Genomic DNA, 17418 nt, shown 5'->3' with positions numbered 1-17418 from the left:
TGCTTGCTCCTAGCACCCTAAATGACGTGACTAAGTCTGAGGTAGCGCAAAATCCAAAATCGGGGACCAACTGTAACTCGTGTGAATCGAACAATAAAGACCTGCAAGATGTTGAAGATATTGAACTTGCATTTGAGAAGTTTGGGCAGCTGACGGATGCCGAAGTCGCCCAAATAGCAAAAACCCAGAAGAAAATTAGGGACATGGGCATGGCTGTTCCTGCTGGGCTTCCTCTTCCTGGGCCAGCAGCTATTGTGAGCTGTGCGTTAACGGCGATATGGGTGTTCCGGAAAGGTATCTCCAAAAATCAAGTAATTATGCAAGTGACAGAGGTTATTGTCGGTTGCGTTGGTATTCCTGCCACATCATGGGTCCTCATTCGAGTAGCCCGTCTAGTGTGGAAGTACCGAAAAAAGATTGCCGCGGCACTTGCTGCTGCAGGCCTGACCGCATCGCAACTTGCGCCACTTCGGAACGCTCCCTACCCCGGGTAGGCATGGTCTTTGTTAGGAACGATCAAAGTTGAAATGGCTACAAAAAACTGTCGCGCGACGGGTAATGACTTATCTCGCGGTTTCCATCTTGGGACTAGCAGTACTGACTGTCGTCTACTGTGCAGTTTCTGGACGGTCGATACTTGCAGTATTTGAGAATCTTTGGATTGCGTTTGTCTTTGCGCTGGTTACTGCAGTTGTAGCCGCGGTTCGGGATCAGAGAGCTGAAGAGGATTAAGCAACTTATCCAGGGCCTAGTGTGTAGCAATTCTCTGAGGTGGAAGGCGGTGGCTTAGCTGCAACCGTAGGTAATTTTCTTCCATAACAAGTGCTGGCCTCTCGTAGAGATCCTAGAAAAGGTTAAGTAAGCATTCCCGCGATTTCACGGATTTCGCGATTGAAGAATGCCCCGAACATTTCGAAGGAAGAGTTCGGGGCCTTTCAGCGTTGATCTACAAGTCCAGCGATACGACACTGAATTGCGGAATCGGTTCAGAAATTACGCCGAGAAGGGCTTGTTCCGTCGCCGGCCTTCAGCGACTGTCGCCTTACACGAGCATGTGAGCACTTAGTATTCCGTTTTAATTATTCGTTCGGGCTTCAATAAGCGGATCGCCGCTCTTCGCCTTGCGCATCATCCCGCCCAGCGGGTAAGTAGCGGTCTTCGACCACTTGAATTGTTTTGCATCTTGCTTATACCTTTCGAAATGCCGAACCAAGGTAGCCTCCAACTCGGCTAGTAAAGTGAAACTCGACCGCTTCAAACACAGGCAGGTAATGATGCCAGAGGAGAACGCCAACTTGTTCAACAGGGAACTGCTGGTCGGGGCGAAGTGCATGTCCACCCACGGATTCACTACTTGCCAGTTCTTCAAATACTCATGATTATGGGTGCTGTAGTTATCGCATATGACACGCAACTCCACGTCTGAATGGGCATCGGCGACCTGCTGGACGAGCGCCACGAACTCCACATCCGAGTACTTCGGGTGGAACTTGCTGGCACTGACCCCTCCCGTCACAACATCCAAGGCGCGAACAGCTTAGTGGTGCCAATGCGCTTGTATTCATGGGTTTGCTGCATTGGTTGGGTCGGCACCAACGGCTTCAATGGTTGCGTGCGCGACAAGGCCGGGATCTGCGTATTCTCATCAATTCTGCTAATGACCCGTTCTCCGGCGGAGACAGATGGAGCTCAATCAAGTAGCGCAGCTAGGGATCCAGTTGGGAATCGGTGGAGAACTTGAATCTGGGTGGGGAAACGAATTTGGACAAGATCGCTCCGGGGTGCAAGAACCACCACATCGAGTTCGACCATGAGATGATCAAGATCGTGTGGGTGAAGGGCCTGCCATGGGTGTTGCTGCCCAAGGATCGTGATCCGGGGCAGCGGTTTCGCAGGAATTACAGTCCTGCGGGCGTCCCGACCAGCATCCCGATACCAGAATGACGAGCATTCGGGTTCCTTTCCGCGCGCAGTTGCCAATCCCACGTGCCCCGACCGGCCGCCAAACCCAATCTGACACGTAGAATTGGTCGATGGCGGCGCGAGGTGCGCGTGCGGGGTCCCTCCCGCCACGGCGCCGCAGGACGGAAGGAACCCGATTCACGTGGCTCAGCCAGCGAACCTGAAGAAACTTGCCCGCGAGCGCATGGAGCGCACCGGCGAAAGCTATACGACCGCCCGCAAGAACATTCTCACCAACAAGCCCGAGAGCCCGCGGGCCGCCAGGGCTGCCGAGGCGCGCAACTACTCCTCGCAGGGCAAAACCGGCAAGCAGAATTCCGGCAAGGCCAAGTCCGCCAAGCCGAAGAACACCGGGCAGTCGGCCAACGCGCCGGCCGACCTGGACGAACTGCCTGAGTACCCGGCGCCGGAGAACGTGGTGCAGTACGACGCCGCACTGTGGCATCGCGTGCTCACCCAGGCCGGCGTGACCAACCCCGTGACCGGGCAGCCGTACTCCGAAGCCATGCTCGCGGGCCTGGCCGGCGGTATCGGCTTCATGCAGCACAGCTTCCAGGACGAGGACGCCGTCAGCATCGCCCTGGTGACTCGCGCTCACCCGGAGCCCTACACTCAGAACCTACTCACCCGCTGCGGTGCCAAGATCAACGAGCGTACCACCGGCTCGTCCGTGCGCGCCGCCGAATACCTCGACACGGGGCTGGACGCCGGACGCGCCGTCGTGGTCCGCGTGGCAGTCAACGCCCTGCCCTGGATCGAGGAGGGCGAGGTCGACGAGTCGGACACCATCGACTTGGCCGTGGTCGGCGAGCTCGAGGACGACCTGCTGGTGGACGACGGCTCCGGCGCGCTGAACCCCATCAGCCCCGAAGACCTTGCCGCAGCCCGCGCCCGCCGCAAGCGCGAAAAGTTCTGGCAAGCCTGGATCACTTCCCGTCGCTCGCCCAAGCCCCAGGTTCTCGCCGCCAACGTGCTGGACGCGGTCCAGGAGACCACCGCCCGGCTGCTGGGCACCAGCGAGCTACGCGGCATCCCGGTGCACTTCGCCAAGAACTTCGGCATCACCGGCATGCGCACCTTCGCCGCCCGTCTACGCGACACCGAAGGCAAAACCGGCTGGAACCAGATGTTCGCCGATGCCGAGCAGCTGGAAACCGGGCTGTCGCAGCTGGCAGGATTCCTGTCCGACACCCGCTTCGGCGGCATCGGCGGCCTGCGCGGGCTGTACGCGGACTTCCTGGACGAGGCCGCGGACCTTCCGGGCCTGGCCGAGCTGGGGGAGCACTCCGCTGCCTACGCCCAGCTGGCGGCCTCCTGGATCGACTTCGCCCAGCTGCTCGAAGAGCCGGTGGAGACCGACCAGCGCCAGCCGCTGTTCGACAAGATGGCACAGGTCATGGACCAGATTGCCGATGCCGAGCAGGACGCCGCACAGTCTCTCGCCGACACCGCCGCCGCACTGCGCACCGCGGAAGGTGTGGCGCACTAGACGCGACCCACGGCGCAATCTGGCGGTGGCCGAGAGCGGGAATCGGCCGCACTCTTGATAACCTAGGGTCGTGAGTAATGAGATTGAGATCGGCCGCGGCAAGCGGGCCACCAAGGCATATTCCCTGGACGACGTAGCGATCGTACCGAATCGCCGCACCCGTGACCCGAAGGACGTGTCGGTCTCCTGGCAGATCGATGCCTTCCAGTTCGAGACCCCGTTCATCGGCGCACCCATGGACTCGGTGACCTCCCCGGCCACCGCCATCGCGCTGGGCAAGCTGGGCGGCCTGGGCGTGCTGAACCTCGAAGGCCTGTGGACACGGTACGAGGATTCGGAGAAGGTGCTGGAAGAAATCGCCGGCCTGAACTCCGAAGCGGCCACCCGCAACGACCCGAAGATCACCGCCAAGCTGCAGGAGATCTACTCGGCCCCGATCCAGGCCGAACTGATCACCTCCCGGCTGGCGGAAATCCGCGAATCCGGCGTGGTGGTTGCCGGCTCGCTGACCCCGCAGCGCACCCAGGAGTTCTACCGCACCGTGGTGGCCGCCGGCGTTGACATCTTCGTCATCCGCGGCACCACCGTGTCCGCTGAGCACGTTTCCAAGACCACCGAGCCGCTGAACCTGAAGCAGTTCATCTACGAGCTCGACGTGCCGGTCATCGTTGGCGGCGCCGCGGGCTACACCCCGGCCATGCACCTGATGCGCACCGGCGCGGCCGGCGTGCTCGTCGGCTTCGGCGGCGGCGCGTCCTCCACCACCCGCCGCACCCTGGGCATCCACGCCCCGATGGCCACCGCCATCGCCGACGTCGCCGCGGCCCGCCGCGACTACATCGAGGAATCCGGCGGACGCTATGTGCACGTGATCGCCGACGGCGGCCTGGGCAACTCCGGCGACATCGTCAAGGCCATCGCCATGGGCGCCGACGCCGTCATGCTCGGCACCGCCTTGGCTCGCGCCGAGGAGGCGCCGGGTGCCGGCTACCACTGGGGCATGGAAGCTGTCCACGAGGTCAGCCCCCGCGGCGACCGCGCCCGCGTGGGCACCGTCGGCTCGCTGGAGAACGTGCTCTACGGTCCGTCGCGCGAAACCAACGGCACCTCCAACCTGGTGGGCGCACTGCGCCGCTCGATGGCCACCACCGGCTACTCGAAGCTCAAGGAATTCCAGCGCGTGGACGTCGTGCTCTCCCCGTACGAGTCCGACCGCTTCTAGCCGTCCGGGCGCCTCGCGCCCGCAGGCTTCCACGGCCCGCCCCCTGCGCCCTTGCCGGCCAGGCGGCGGGCCGCCGCTTTTCCGCCCGCCGCCGGCGCCTCAACGAACCAGCCGCGCAGAAGGTTCCGGCCAGGGCTCCCATGGTGTCCAAGGTCAATCTCACGCCCCGCGCATTTCTACTTCTACAGCCAATCGAAGTACGGTGGTAGGGTGCTGAAAACCGCCCTCAAACCCCAATGGCTCCTCGCGCTGCTGGCCGCCCTGGCGCTGGCCACCGGCTTCGTCGCCCTGTCCGGCTGGCAATTCGGTTCCTCCGAATCCGAGCCGCTGGTCAAAGCGGACAAGACCGAGGTGGCCGTCCCGCTGACCGAACACCACCAGGTCGGCACCGAACTGCTGGGTACCGTGGCAGACCAGATTGTCACCTTCAGCGGCGAATTTGTCGCGGGCAGCGATGAGCTGATCGCCCCGCGCCTGCACGACGACGCCAAGGGCGTCTGGGTCGTCACCGAGTTCACCGTCGACGGCGCTCCGCAGGACGCCGCCATCGCGGTGGTCCGCGGTTGGCAGCCCGACGCCTCGGCACCTGCCCCCGCACCCGAGGGCGAGCTGGAAATCACCGGCCGCCTGCTGCCGTCCGAAGGCCCGGAACTGGGCCACGACGTGCGCAACCCGGTCCTTGAGACCCTGGCCTCCTCGCAGCTGTCCAATCTGTGGGACGCCACCTTGTACGAAGGTTTCGTGACCGCCCACGAGATGAAGACCGCCGACGGCGCAGCGGTAGAGCAGCCGGGCCTGACCCGCGTCTTCGTCGGCCCGCAGCCTCAGGAAGCCCAGGTCAACTGGCTCAACGTCTTCTACGGCATCGAATGGGTGGTGTTCGCCGGATTCGCGCTGTTCCTCTGGTACCGGATGGTGCGCGACGACTACCAGCGCGGCATGGAAGAAATCGCCGAGCGCGCGGCCCAAGCCCACCAGAACGACCCCCGCGACGACGACGGGGAAGCGCGCAGCTGACGCGCCCTCGCATACTTGAATGACTGACCTCCCACGGAAGGACCGCCCGACCATGTCCAGCACCACCCCCGCACCCCGCCCCCGCAAGTTCGGCGGCACCCCGGCGCAGATCCGCTCCGCAGCGGCCTTCTTCCGGGTGTTCGCCTACGTGACCGGCGTGATGCTGCTGCTGCTCGTGCTGGAAATGGTTTTCAAGTACTTCTGGCAGCTGGAGCTGTTCATCGGCGGCCAGCTGCTGGACGGCACCGCCAACACCATCGGCATGCACAACCGGGCTGAGGTCGCCGGCGGCTTCAACGCCTCCCTGGGCATCCTGATCGCCCACGGCTGGCTCTACGTGGTCTACCTGTTCGCGGACTTCCGCCTCTGGTCCCTGATGCGCTGGCCGTTCTCCCGCTTCATCACCATCGCCCTGGGCGGCGTGGTGCCGTTCCTGTCCTTCATCACCGAGCACAAGGTGCACAAGGAAGTCATGGCGGAAATGGAAAACCATCCGAAGGCGGCCAAGCGCTACTAGCCTTCGCCAGCACACCAAGCACGCCCGGCGGGCCGCTTCCCCTCACGGGGAGGCGGCCCGCCGCACTTGTCTGCGCAGCCCGGCCGCCGGGCGGCGCGGTGCCTGACCGCACGGCGAATCCGCCCGGAAGCGGTCCGGGACGGCCTGCGGACGCCGAAACCGCCCCGAATGTGACCCGGTGGTGACGTTGATGACAGTGGCCGCGCTGTTTCGCGCCCGGCGAACCCAGTAGACTAGGGGAGTGACTACTGCTCCCCTCAATCCAGAACATAAGCCGGTTCTGGTCGTCGACTACGGGGCCCAATACGCGCAGCTGATTGCTCGCCGCGTACGTGAGGCTCGTGTGTACTCGGAGATCGTTCCGCACACCCTGTCCACCGAAGCCATCCTGGCCAAGAACCCTACAGCGATCATCCTTTCCGGTGGTCCCTCCAGCGTCTACGCCGATGGCGCCCCGTCCGTCGGGGCCGACCTGTTCGACGCCGGCGTGCCGGTGCTCGGCATCTGCTACGGGTTCCAGGCCATGGCCAGCGCCCTGGGCGGCACCGTCTCCGAGACCGGGCTGCGCGAATACGGCCGCACCGCGACCGAATTCGCCGGCGAGCCCCGCTCCATCCTGGCCGGAGCGGCCAACGCCCCGACCGTGTGGATGAGCCACGGCGACGCCGTCTCGGTAGCCCCTGAGGGCTTCGAGGTCCTGGCCACCACCGCTGGCGCCCCCGTGGCAGCCTTCGCCAACGAGGCCAAGCGCCTCTACGGCGTGCAGTGGCACCCGGAGGTCAAGCACTGCGAGTTCGGCCAGGATGTGCTGGAGAACTTCCTGTACAACGGCGCCGGCCTCAAGGGCGACTGGACCGCCGACAACATCGCCGACGAGCAGATCGAGCGCATCCGCGCCCAGGTCGGCAACGGCAAGGCCATCTGCGGCCTGTCCGGCGGCGTTGACTCCGCCGTGGCCGCCGCACTCGTGCAGCGCGCCATCGGCGACCAGCTGACTTGTGTGTTCGTGAACCACGGCCTGCTGCGCGAAGGCGAAGCCGAGCAGGTGGAGAAGGACTTCGTCGCTTCCACCGGCGCCAAGCTGTACATCGCCGACGAGCGCGAGCGCTTCCTGACCGCGCTGGACGGCGTCACCGACCCGGAGACCAAGCGCAAGATCATCGGCCGCGAGTTCATCCGCGCGTTCGAGGCCGCCGAGGCAGCGATCATCGCCAAGGAAGCTTCCGAGGGCGAGCCGGTGAAGTTCCTGGTCCAGGGCACCCTGTACCCGGACATCGTCGAATCCGGCGGCGGCGAGGGCACCTCCAACATCAAGAGCCACCACAACGTGGGCGGCCTGCCGGAGGACTTGCAGTTCGAACTCGTCGAGCCGCTGCGCACCCTGTTCAAGGACGAAGTGCGCGCCGTGGGCCGCGAGCTGGGCCTGCCCGAGGAAATCGTGGGACGCCAGCCGTTCCCCGGCCCGGGCCTGGGCATCCGCATCATCGGCGCCGTCAACGAGGAACGCCTCTCGATCCTGCGCAAGGCCGACGCCATCGCCCGCGCCGAGCTGACCGCAGCCGGCCTGGACGACGAAGTCTGGCAGATGCCGGTGGTACTGCTCGCCGACGTGCGCTCCGTGGGCGTCCAGGGCGACCACCGCACCTACGGCCACCCGATCGTGCTGCGTCCGGTGTCCTCCGAGGACGCCATGACCGCCGACTGGTCGCGCCTGCCGTACGACCTGCTCTCCAAGATCTCCAACCGCATCACCAACGAGGTGGACGGGGTCAACCGCGTGGTGCTGGACGTCACCAGCAAGCCGCCGGGAACCATCGAATGGGAGTAACCGGCAACTAGCTGTGCCGGACCCGGACGCGCCGCCAGGCGCAGCCCGGGCACCCGAAGCGGAATCCATGCGAAGGGCCGCGGCGCGTCATGCGCCGCGGCTCACCGCCCGGGTTCCGCTTCACACGCTTAAAACGTGTTTCGCGCCGGTGTTCTGCCCCGCGCGTGCACTACGTTAGATAGAGGTGTAGCGCGTGAGCGCGCGCCGCTGCAAGGCCGGTTCAGTGAAGGGAATAACTGTCGTGACCAGTGCTCAGAATGCTGCTGCGGATCGGGTAGCCGACTGGGTGAAATCCCTGGGGCAAAGCGCCGGGGCCGACACCACTTTGAGGTTCGCCCCGTCGACGTCCAACAGCATCGACATCACGCACGCCAACCCCTCGGGACTGGCCCAGTTCCTGGCCGGTCGACGCACCCGCCTGTCCACCCTGCTGCACGACGCGGAGCAGTACGCAGCCGCCAAGCGCACCGCCCGCGCCCTGTCCTCCAAGATCAGCGAGCTGTGGGACGAGCGCGGCATCGACGTGGGCTACCTGGCCGCCGGCGTCGCCAACTGGCGCGCCGTGCACGAGGGCAAGAGCGAACCGGTCTCCGCCCCGATCATGCTCGGGCGCATCACCCTGTCCAAGCACGTGGACACCGACGACTACGACGTCCAGCTGGTCGGACGAGCCACCATCTCCCCGGCGTTCGTGCGCCAGTTCGAGGCCGATCACCACGCGAAGATCGACGTCGCCGCGGTGGACGCCGCCGCCTATTCCATTGCCCGCTTCGACCCGGTACGCGGCATGGACGCCCTGCGCCACCTGGTCTCCGAGGTGCCCGGCGTCGTTGTGGGCCACCGCCTGCTGCTGTCCACCTTCTCCGACCTCATCGACCCGGCCGACCCGGCCAAGCTCAACGGCCCGCACCCGGTGATCGAGGCCCTGATCCGGCAGGCCGACAACGAGAAGCTGGCCGAGCGCGCCGCCAGGGTCGCCGAAGCCACCAAGGGTTCCACCGCGCTGGCCAACCTGGTCGCCGCAAAGAACGCCGACGCCTCCGCTGCCGACGAAGCGGCAACGGATGCGGCCAAGGAGGATGCGAAGGCCGGCGCCAAGTCCGAGGAGCCGGGGGACACCGGATCGCGCCTGCGCCGGGTCAAGAACCTGATCAAGGATTCGGCCCGTCCACGCCGCCCGCACGAGCCCGTGGTGCGCGGCGGCCAGCCTGCGCCCGGCGCCAACCGCAAGGTCCACACCGGGGACTCCACCTTGGCCAAGTCCTCGGACGAGCGCGACCCCGAGGACGAGCTCTACCTGCTGGACGCCGACGAGTCGCAGTCCCGCATGCTCGAATACATCGCCGCCGGCGAATCCGTGGCGATCAACGCCGCCGCCGGCACCGGCGCCACGCAGACCGCGCTGAATGCCGCCGCGGTGCTGGCCGCCCAGGGCAAGCGCGTGCTGGTCATCGCCGAGCAGCGCACCGCCGCGGAGGAATTCGTCGAGCGCTTCAACGCGAAGCTTGACGCGGCCAGTCTGCTGCTGGAGCCGAACGAGGACCCGGACGCGGTCCGCAAGCAGCTGACCCGGGCCATCCTGCGCAACGAACGCGCCACCGAACCGCAGCTGGGCAACCTGTTCAAGCGCCTGCGCGAATCGCGCCACGCGCTGCACGAGCACGTGAAGTCGCTGCACTCGGTGCGCAGCCGCTGGGGCTGCTCGCCGTACCAGGCGATGCAAGAGCTGGCCCGGCTCTCCGCGCTGAACCCGGCGCCGTCCACCACGGTGCGCCTCAAGCGCTCGGTGCTGGACTCCATGGGCCAGCGCGGCCACGTCGCCGCGCAGCTCAAGCGCGCCGCCCAGCTCGGCGCGTTCTCCCGCGAACACACCACCAGCCCGTGGCACGGCGCGCCGCTGCGCAACCAGGAAGCCACCGCGCAGGCGCTGAGCCTGGCCAGCGGCCTGGGCCGAGACCTGCCGATCCTGCACGAGCACATGCTCAAGATCGCCGAACGCAGCCAGATCCGGCTGGACGACAGCTACGACAAGTGGGGAGACCAGCTGGCCCTGCTGGTCGCCGTGCGCGGCTCGCTGGACAAGTTCGAATCCGACATCTTCGAGGGCGACATCGACGATTTGATCGCCGCCACCGCCACCAGCGCGTGGCGTCGCGAGCACGGCGTGGAGATGGGCTCGCTGGTCCGCTCCCGCCTGCGCAAGATCGCCAAGGAGTACGTCCGCCCGGGCATGCACGTGCCGGATCTGCAGTCCGCGCTGCAGGCCGTCGCCGTGCAGCGCGACGCCTGGCGCGCCTACGCCACCTCCCAGCGCAACCCGCAGGTCCCCGGCGGGCTGCTGGACGTTGAAGCCGGCTACCACGACGCCGGGGCGCGCATCGACAAGCTCTCCTCGATGCTGCCGGCCCGCGCCGGCGGCAGCCTGCGCGAAATGCCGATCACGCAGCTGCTGGATCTGATCGCCGCGCTGGTGGACCGCAAGGAAGACCTCGCCGAGCTGCCCGAGCGCACGCTGATCGCCGAACAGCTCTCCGAAGCCGGGCTGGGCGACCTGCTGGAGGATTTCGCGCAGCGCCAGATCGACACCGACGCGGTGGACGCCGAGCTGGAGCTGTCCTGGTGGCAGTCAGTGCTGGACGCGATGATCTCCGGCGACGACTTCCTGGCCATGAACGACGGCGCGAAGCTGGAGAAGCTGGAAGCCGAGTACCGGCTGGCCGACGGCGCGCACATCGCCGCCGGGCCCGAACGCATCCGCTGGCGGCTGGCCCGCAACTGGAAGGCCGCCCTGGCCGACCACCGCGCCGCCTCCCGCGCCCTGCGCGAAATGCTCAAGGACAACACCGCCTCCATCGCCAAGGTGCTGAACCTGGGTGAATCGCTGGTCAACTCGCTGACCCCGGTGTTCGTCTCCGCGCCGCTGCTGCTGGGCACCGCGCTGCCCGACGACGCCGAATTCGACGCCGTCATCCTGCTGGAGGCCAACTACCTGACCCTGCGCGAGGTGCTCGACGCGGTGCGCCGCTCCCGCCAGGTCATCGCGATCGGCGACGAGATGCTCGGCGGCCCCAAGCCCTTCGAGGTCTCCGTGGACCCCACCGCCCGCATCGGCTCGCGCGACGCCGGCGTGTCCGCGCTGTCGGCGCTGAACAAGGTGCTGGTCACCGGCACCCTGTCCACCGTGTACCGCGGCATCGACGAGGGCCTGGTGCAGCAGCTGTCCACCACCTACTACGACTCGGCGATCTCCCGGCTGCCGCAGGCCATGGCCACCGCCGCGCATTCGGGCCAGCTCAGCGCCCAGTACGTGCCCGACGCCACCGGCGCCCTGGCCAGCAGCGACGACGGCGTGCAGACCACCGCGGCGGAGGTCGCGCGCATCGTGGACCTGGTCTTCGAGCACTTCTCCACCCGTCCCGGCGAGTCGCTGGCAGTCATCGCGACCAACCGCAGCCACGCCGCGGCCATCGCGGAGGCCATCCGCGTGCAGCTGCCGAACCACAAGTACGCGATGGAATACCTGCGCGCCAAGCACGAGCCGTTCGTGGTCACCACCGTGCACCGGCTGATCGGCCTGCGCCGCGACGCGGTGATCTTCGCCTGGGGCTACGGGCGCACCCCGCACGGCAAGACCCTGCACGAATTCGGCGAGCTCTCCCGCCCCGGCGGCGAGCAGCTGTTCGTCGCGGCGGTCACCCGCTCGCGCACCCGGCTGACCCTGGTCTCCAGCCTGCAGCCCGAGGAACTGGAAGCCTCCCGCCTGCACCACGGCGCCGGCGCGTTCTTCGACCTGTTCACCCGCGTGCAGGCCGGGGACTCGTCCATCACCACCTGGGCGCACCCGCGCTTCGACGCGCTGGTCTCCGATTTGGCCCGCCGCCTGCGCGAACGCGGCGCGATCGTCTCCGAGGACTACCGCGGCGTGCTGGACCTGGCCGCCCACGCCTTCGACGTCGACGGGCAGGAGATCCGCCCGCTGGCCGTGGTGTACGACGGCACCGAGCACTACGCCGGGCTGACCGTGCGCGAGCGCAGCCGCCTGCGCCCGGACTTCTTCGAGAACCACGGCTGGCGCTACGTGCCGCTGTGGACCATCGACGTGTTCACCGATCCCGGCGCGGTCACCGACCGGCTGGCCCGCTACCTGCAGCTCAAGCCAGCGTCCGCGCCGGCCGCCGCTGCCGGGCAGTCGCGCGCCTCGCTGGCCGCGGCCCCGCCGGTGCGCGCCAGCCAGGTCACCGCCGAGCCCGCCAAGGGGACCCTGCCGGAGGCCGCGGCCGAGGCGGCCGAGCAGCCGAAGGCCGACCGGGCTGTTGCCGATGCCGCAGCCGGGACGCCGCAGGCCCAAGCCCCGCGGGCCGAAGCCCCGGCGGCCGCGGACGCCGGGTCCGGTGATGCAGGCTCGAAGAACGCGCAGGCCAAGGACGCGGCTCCCGCAGCCAAGGCCGACGGCGCCACCCCGAAGCCGGTGCCGGCCAGCACCCAGCCGGCGGACACGGAGCGCTCGAAGTAGATGGCCGATCCAGAACCCGGCGCTGCACCGCAACCGGCACCCAGGAAAAAGCGCGCCCGGGTCATCGCCCCGCCGCAGCACCTGCAGGCCCGGGTGCAGCTGACCGGGCGCTACGCCCCGGTGCCGCACTCCGCCTCGGTGGATGAATCCGCCGCGAACTCGCGTCCGGCCGACGCGATAGCGGACGCGGCCCGCCCGGCGAAGCAGACCCGGGATCCGCTGGCCGGCCTGCGTGCCAAGGACGACGACCCCCTGTTGTGGGGCGACGCCGCCGAGGACCTGGCCGAAGCGATGAAACGCGAAAAACCCCCGCACTGGGGCTAGCCCAGCACCGCCCAGCACAGCGCAGCCCAGCGCAGAACAGCCCGTCGACCGCCTGCACCACGCAGGGGACCGGCGGGCTTTGCGCTGCCCGCGCGCGGCAGGCTAGTTGACCAGCACCGCGGAGACCTTGCCGCGGGAGACCGCGCCGGCCAGGTCGTCGGACAGGCTGGCCGCGGCGGCCACCACGATGATGCCCTCGCCGGGGGACGGCCCTCCGGAGAGCATGCCGAACTCGCCGCGCTCGGCCACCGGAACCCACAGCACCGCCACGCCCCGGGCGATGGTTTCCGAACGGATCTGCTGCTCGAACCCGTCGCCGGTGGTGAGCACGATGTCCACCAGCTGTCCCGGATTCAGCAGGCCGACGGCGGCCGGATCGCTCAGCCGGAGGGGGACCGCGACGGTGCCCGGGGCGCTGCCTGCCAGCAGCTGCGGGCCGACCAGCAGGTAGCTGCGCAGGGCGGTGCCCGCGGGGACCGCGATGGCCAGCCGCTGGCCCACCAGTTCCTGTGGGTCCGTCAGCAGCCGGTGGTCCTCCGGGTCCGCCGGGATCCGCTGCAGCTGCACGTCGGCGGGGGAGATGACGGCCCCGGCGGCCAGGTCGGTAGCCGCCACCACGACTTCGCGCTGGGCCAGCTGCCCGGAGGAGAGCACGTTCAGGGCGGCCGCGGCGGCCAGCAGCAGGAAGGCGACGGCCAGCGGGCGCCGGTAGCGGCGCAGCGCCTCGTTGCGGGTGCGCACCGGGCGGACCCGGGGCCGGGGGATCGCCGGGGCGCGGCGCGCGGATGGGTGCTTCATGCATCCAGTGCACACCCGGGGCGGCGCGTGGCGCCGCGCGGCCGGGCGGATTGGGGAAAAGCGCTCGGGGGAAGCGCTAGTCCAGGAAGTGGCGGGCCCCCCCGGGGGTGATCACCAGGTCCACGGGCATGTCGTGCGGTGCGACGGAGAAGGTCCCGGAGGCCACGAGCTCCTCGTCGTACACCAGCGCGGCCACCTGCACCGGGAACTGCTCCAGCCGCGGCAGGAAGCGGTCGTAGTAGCCGCCGCCCTGGCCCAGCCGCAGCCCGTCGGCGTCGATCGCCAGCGCCGGGATGAACAAGGTGGCGACCTCGTCGAACAATTCCAGGCCCCTGCTCGGGCCCACCGGCTCCATGACCGGGGCGCGCGGGCTGCGCACCAGCTCGACGCCCGGGACCCAGCGCACCCAGGACAGCTGGTATTCCGGTTCGCACACCGGCACGTAGACCTGGATTCCGTCGGCGGCCAGCGCGGCCAGCAGCGGTTCGGTGTCCGGCTCGTCCGGGGCGGAGCAGTAGGCGGCCACGGTGCGCACCACCGGGGCGAGGTCGGCAAGGTAGCGGCGCACCGCCTCGGAGATGGCCGCCGAGCGCTGCGCCCGGACCTCGTCCGGCAGTGCACGCCGCGCCGTGCGGATGGCGGTGCGCAGGGCCTTTTTCGACTCGGCAAAGGCGCCGGAGCGCGCGGCGGCGGAATCGGCCGGCACGGCGGACGGTGAGCTTTGTGCATCCATGGCACCCACTGTACTCACTGCGCCGCCCGCGCCGGGGCGTGTATGACGCGCAGCGGCCGCGTCCGGGGCCGCGCGGCGGATACCATTAAACCCATGAAAGGCTTTTGGCGCGGCAGGGTCGCGGTTCCGGATCTGGTCTCGCAGCGTTTGGTGCTGCGCCAGCTGAAACTGTCCGACGCCGCCGAGTGGTCCGCGCTGCGCTACGCGAATGCGAAGTGGCTCAAGCCCTGGGACCCCACCAACCCCGTGGGTCCGCCCGAGGTGCTGACCTACCGGGACATGGTCGGGCTGAAGCACGCCGCCGCGCGGGAAGGCACCGGCTACGCCTGGGTGCTCACGCTGCCGCAGCTGCACAGCGCGAACCCGCCGATCATCGGGCAGGTTTCGGTCAGCGGGGTGCAGTGGGGCGCGGCGCGCACCGCGTCCATCGGCTACTGGATCGACCAGTCCCATGCCGGGTACGGGCTGATGCCGGAGGCCTGCGCGCTGGTCGTCGACCACTGCTTCGGTGCGCTGGGCCTGCACCGGCTGGAAATCAACATCCGCCCGGAGAACACGGCGAGCCTGCGGGTGGTGGACAAGCTGAAGTTCCGCGACGAAGGGCTGCGCCGCGGCTACCTGCACATCGACGGGCAGTGGCGCGACCACCGCACCTTCGCGCTGAACCGCGAGGAGCTGGCGGCGCCGATGATCGAACGCATCTACGAATAAAGCCGCCAAATCCGGCCGGAAGCCGTCAATGCGCTTCTGAGGTGGCACATCGTGCACGAAAACTTTGCAACACGCCTGCGCAAGTGCGGGTGACCGGTTCATCGGTTGCATAGTGTTGAGTCGAGAAGCCGTATCCGGTTTCCCGCAGAATTTGACCGAACCTATCGGTGATGGAGGAACCACATGGCCGGCACGTCACAGAGCGCTTCGCAGGCGAAGGCTGTCTCTGAATTCAGGATTCGCGTGCGCTATGGCCGGTTGTCCCTCGCCCTGGTGGGTTTGCTGGCCGTCGTAGCCACCCTCGTCGGCCTGGTTCTCGCACCGTTCACCGCGCTGACCTTCGGCTGGGTCGGGATCTTCTTCCTGGCCGGGCTGGGCTCCTTCGCGTCGCTGCGCATGCTTGCAGTGCGCGACCGCAACCGCAAGCTGCTGGCCACCTTGGAGGCCACCCGCGAGCGCGCAATGCAGACCCCTGCGATCCAGGACGGCGCCGCCCCGGTGCTGGTCCGCAAGCAGGGCGACGACGAGGTCTTCGACGCCCGTCCGGGTTCCGCCCGCCGCGCCCCGGCGATCACCGCCGACGAGCTGCGCGCCGAGGCGCTGCGCGTGGCGCATGGCTTCGGCGGCGTGAAGCAGCCGGACACCTGGGAGCCGACCAACGTGCCGCGCCCCACCTACGTCCAGGTGCGCGAGGCCACCCACCGCGAAATAGCCGCCCGCGTGGCCCCGGAACCGCTGCCGGTCTCCGAGCCGCTGCGTCCGAGCAAGCAGATCAGCCTCAAGGCCTCCGAGGATGCCAAGCGCATCGCCTCGGAAGTCTCCGCCGAGGACCAGGCCGCCGTGGCCAGTGTTCCGGCCAAGCTGGCCCCTGCGGCGAAGGACGCCGCGATCCAGCCGCCGGCCTCCGCCGCACCATCTGCCGCCGAGTCCTCCGGCGCGGACACCGCCGCGCCGCGCACCGAGGCTCCGGCCCCGGACAAGACGGCTTCGGCCAAGGCCCGCCTGAACCTGGATGCGGTCATGCAGCGCCGCCGCGCCTAGCGCCGCCAGTCAACAGAAAAAACCTGCGTTCCCCTTCAGGGGGCGCAGGTTTTTTGCCGTGCGGGGGAGTTTGCGCCACGGCGGCGCCCCGGGAGCCTGAAGGCCCCCGGGCATCAGTGCCTAGAGGCTGCTTTCCCCGGAAGGCAGCGGGCCGCGGTGGCCCAGATGGTGCGCGAAGACCAGCGTGGTTTCGGTATGCCCCACGGACTCGTCGGTGGCCAGGTTGTCCAGCACCCAGTCGCGCAGCGCTTCGGTGGAGCTGACCGCGATATGCAGCAGGTAGTCCGTGCCGCCGGAGACGTGGAACATGGACAGCACCTCGGGCAGCTGCGGGATGCGGTCGACGAAGGTGTCGATCTTCTCGCGGTCGTGGACCCGAAGCTTCACGGAGATCAGCGCCTGCACGGTGCGTCCCACGCTGCGCAGCGACACCTCGGCGTGGTAGCCGGTCAGGATGCCGCGCTCCACCAGCGAGCGGGTGCGCAGCAGCGCCGTCGACGGGGCGATGCCCGCACGCTGGGCCAGCGTCGCATTGGAGATGCGCGCATTGGCGACCAGCTCGTCGATGATGATTCGATCAATTTCGTCGAGATCGGTACCGTAGGTCTGCTCTGATTGCGATGACATAAGAATATTTCACCATACTTGGGCTGAATCGAGCACTGCTTCGATGCGCAAGGCGCGTGCCGTGCTGCCGCCGGGGTGCGGCGCAGCTGCCCGGAACGGCCGGCGCCGACGGATATATTAGTCTCATGACACGAGCATCCGAGCAGACCGGAGAACTGTACGACACCCGCCTGGCCGCCTACGCGCTGGTGGAGAACGCGGGCAAGGTGCTGCTGGCCCTCTGGGACATGCGCCACCGCGATCCGCAGTTCATCCCGCGCTGGACGCTGCCCGGCGGCGGCATCGATCTGGGCGAGCAGACCTCGGACGGGGTGGTGCGCGAGGTCTTCGAGGAAACCGGCTACCACGTGGACCACCTGGCGCTGCTGGATGTCACCACCGGCATCATCCCCGGCGCCAAACGCTACTCGGGAGGCGGCCATCCCATGCAGACCGTCGCTGTCACCTATACCGCGCAGCTGGCCGGCGGGGAGCTGCGCGCCGAGCAGAACGGCTCCACCAGCCAGGCCGCCTGGTTCACCCGCGAGGAAATCCGCCAGCTGAACAGGATCGAAAGGGTGGATGTGATGCTGCGGATGACCGATCCCGGCGCGCGCAACCACTGATCCGCCCCGCGCTGGCCTAAAATCGGTAGGG

Annotated in this window: 16 protein-coding genes; 12 read left to right on the top strand and 4 right to left on the bottom strand. The window is 67.9% G+C overall.

Features of this window, described 5'->3' with window-relative positions; all coding sequences use genetic code 11:
* Nucleotides 1-26 precede the first annotated feature (26 nt).
* Nucleotides 27-494: a hypothetical protein gene (locus IEY43_RS12195; protein ID WP_188948874.1), complete on the top strand. Its 468-nt coding sequence runs from the start codon at nt 27-29 to the stop codon at nt 492-494.
* A 581-nt stretch (nt 495-1075) separates the two neighbouring features.
* On the opposite strand, the gene IEY43_RS12190 is transcribed toward IEY43_RS12195, so the two are convergent.
* Nucleotides 1076-1525: a hypothetical protein gene (locus IEY43_RS12190; RefSeq protein WP_188948873.1), complete on the bottom strand. Its 450-nt coding sequence runs from the start codon at nt 1523-1525 to the stop codon at nt 1076-1078.
* Between the two features lie 203 nt (nt 1526-1728).
* Here IEY43_RS12190 and IEY43_RS12185 point away from each other — a divergent pair, with 203 nt between their 5' ends.
* The 8 genes from IEY43_RS12185 to IEY43_RS12150 all read left to right on the top strand — a co-directional run bounded on the left by IEY43_RS12185 (nt 1729) and on the right by IEY43_RS12150 (nt 12872).
* Nucleotides 1729-1944: a hypothetical protein gene (locus IEY43_RS12185; protein WP_188948872.1), complete on the top strand. Its 216-nt coding sequence runs from the start codon at nt 1729-1731 to the stop codon at nt 1942-1944.
* A gap of 160 nt (nt 1945-2104) precedes the next feature.
* Nucleotides 2105-3451 carry a DUF4872 domain-containing protein gene (locus tag IEY43_RS12180; protein ID WP_188948871.1) on the top strand — a complete coding sequence of 449 codons (1347 nt, stop codon included), beginning with the start codon at nt 2105-2107 and terminating at the stop codon, nt 3449-3451.
* Between the two features lie 70 nt (nt 3452-3521).
* Nucleotides 3522-4673 (top strand): GuaB3 family IMP dehydrogenase-related protein, encoded by a 1152-nt coding sequence (locus IEY43_RS12175; protein WP_188948870.1) that lies wholly within the window; start codon nt 3522-3524, stop codon nt 4671-4673.
* 210 nt (nt 4674-4883) lie between these two features.
* Nucleotides 4884-5690, top strand: coding sequence for an SURF1 family cytochrome oxidase biogenesis protein (locus IEY43_RS12170; protein WP_188948869.1), 807 nt, complete (start codon nt 4884-4886; stop codon nt 5688-5690).
* A 19-nt stretch (nt 5691-5709) separates the two neighbouring features.
* Nucleotides 5710-6207 (top strand): DUF3817 domain-containing protein, encoded by a 498-nt coding sequence (locus tag IEY43_RS12165; RefSeq protein WP_374189866.1) that lies wholly within the window; start codon nt 5710-5712, stop codon nt 6205-6207.
* 241 nt (nt 6208-6448) lie between these two features.
* Nucleotides 6449-8035, top strand: coding sequence for a glutamine-hydrolyzing GMP synthase (gene guaA / locus IEY43_RS12160; protein ID WP_188948868.1), 1587 nt, complete (start codon nt 6449-6451; stop codon nt 8033-8035).
* A 241-nt stretch (nt 8036-8276) separates the two neighbouring features.
* Entirely contained in the window at nt 8277-12548 is a 4272-nt protein-coding gene (locus IEY43_RS12155) for a DNA helicase (protein ID WP_188948867.1), read from the top strand.
* Entirely contained in the window at nt 12549-12872 is a 324-nt protein-coding gene (locus IEY43_RS12150) for a hypothetical protein (RefSeq protein ID WP_188948866.1), read from the top strand. It begins immediately after the preceding gene.
* A 102-nt stretch (nt 12873-12974) separates the two neighbouring features.
* Here the strand turns inward: IEY43_RS12150 and IEY43_RS12145 are convergent, their stop codons facing one another.
* Both IEY43_RS12145 and IEY43_RS12140 read right to left on the bottom strand, forming a co-directional pair.
* The gene (locus IEY43_RS12145; RefSeq protein ID WP_188948865.1) at nt 12975-13670 is read right to left on the bottom strand and encodes an RcpC/CpaB family pilus assembly protein; all 696 of its coding nucleotides are present in this window, start codon (nt 13668-13670) and stop codon (nt 12975-12977) included.
* Nucleotides 13671-13746: 76 nt separating this feature from the next.
* Nucleotides 13747-14403, bottom strand: a complete 657-nt coding sequence (locus IEY43_RS12140; protein WP_188948864.1) for a 5-formyltetrahydrofolate cyclo-ligase — start codon at nt 14401-14403, stop codon at nt 13747-13749.
* A gap of 93 nt (nt 14404-14496) precedes the next feature.
* Between IEY43_RS12140 and IEY43_RS12135 the strand changes: the two genes are divergently transcribed.
* Together IEY43_RS12135 and IEY43_RS12130 are read left to right on the top strand one after the other, a co-directional pair.
* Nucleotides 14497-15114: a GNAT family N-acetyltransferase gene (locus tag IEY43_RS12135; RefSeq protein WP_188948863.1), complete on the top strand. Its 618-nt coding sequence runs from the start codon at nt 14497-14499 to the stop codon at nt 15112-15114.
* Between the two features lie 183 nt (nt 15115-15297).
* Nucleotides 15298-16155 (top strand): hypothetical protein, encoded by an 858-nt coding sequence (locus tag IEY43_RS12130; RefSeq protein WP_188948862.1) that lies wholly within the window; start codon nt 15298-15300, stop codon nt 16153-16155.
* A gap of 120 nt (nt 16156-16275) precedes the next feature.
* On the opposite strand, the gene IEY43_RS12125 is transcribed toward IEY43_RS12130, so the two are convergent.
* Nucleotides 16276-16782, bottom strand: a complete 507-nt coding sequence (locus IEY43_RS12125; protein ID WP_188948861.1) for an Lrp/AsnC family transcriptional regulator — start codon at nt 16780-16782, stop codon at nt 16276-16278.
* A 125-nt stretch (nt 16783-16907) separates the two neighbouring features.
* Here IEY43_RS12125 and IEY43_RS12120 point away from each other — a divergent pair, with 125 nt between their 5' ends.
* On the top strand, nt 16908-17387 hold the full coding sequence (locus IEY43_RS12120; protein WP_188948860.1) for an NUDIX hydrolase: 480 nt from the start codon (nt 16908-16910) through the stop codon (nt 17385-17387).
* Nucleotides 17388-17418: the final 31 nt, after the last annotated feature.

Source organism: Glutamicibacter protophormiae, from assembly GCF_014647495.1.
Taxonomy (GTDB): Bacteria; Actinomycetota; Actinomycetes; order Actinomycetales; family Micrococcaceae; genus Glutamicibacter; species Glutamicibacter protophormiae.
This window is presented reverse-complemented; position numbering and strand designations above follow the sequence as displayed.

Bases quoted from the DNA above. Each gene is read 5' to 3' on its own strand.
- IEY43_RS12140 (WP_188948864.1), bottom strand. From the start codon at position 14,403: ATGGATGCACAAAGCTCACCGTCCGCCGTGCCGGCCGATTCCGCCGCC.
- IEY43_RS12130 (WP_188948862.1), top strand. From the start codon at position 15,298: ATGGCCGGCACGTCACAGAGCGCTTCGCAGGCGAAGGCTGTCTCTGAA.
- IEY43_RS12125 (WP_188948861.1), bottom strand. From the start codon at position 16,782: ATGTCATCGCAATCAGAGCAGACCTACGGTACCGATCTCGACGAAATT.
- IEY43_RS12145 (WP_188948865.1), bottom strand. From the start codon at position 13,670: ATGAAGCACCCATCCGCGCGCCGCGCCCCGGCGATCCCCCGGCCCCGG.
- IEY43_RS12135 (WP_188948863.1), top strand. From the start codon at position 14,497: ATGAAAGGCTTTTGGCGCGGCAGGGTCGCGGTTCCGGATCTGGTCTCG.
- IEY43_RS12120 (WP_188948860.1), top strand. From the start codon at position 16,908: ATGACACGAGCATCCGAGCAGACCGGAGAACTGTACGACACCCGCCTG.
- IEY43_RS12165 (WP_374189866.1), top strand. From the start codon at position 5,710: ATGACTGACCTCCCACGGAAGGACCGCCCGACCATGTCCAGCACCACC.
- IEY43_RS12150 (WP_188948866.1), top strand. From the start codon at position 12,549: ATGGCCGATCCAGAACCCGGCGCTGCACCGCAACCGGCACCCAGGAAA.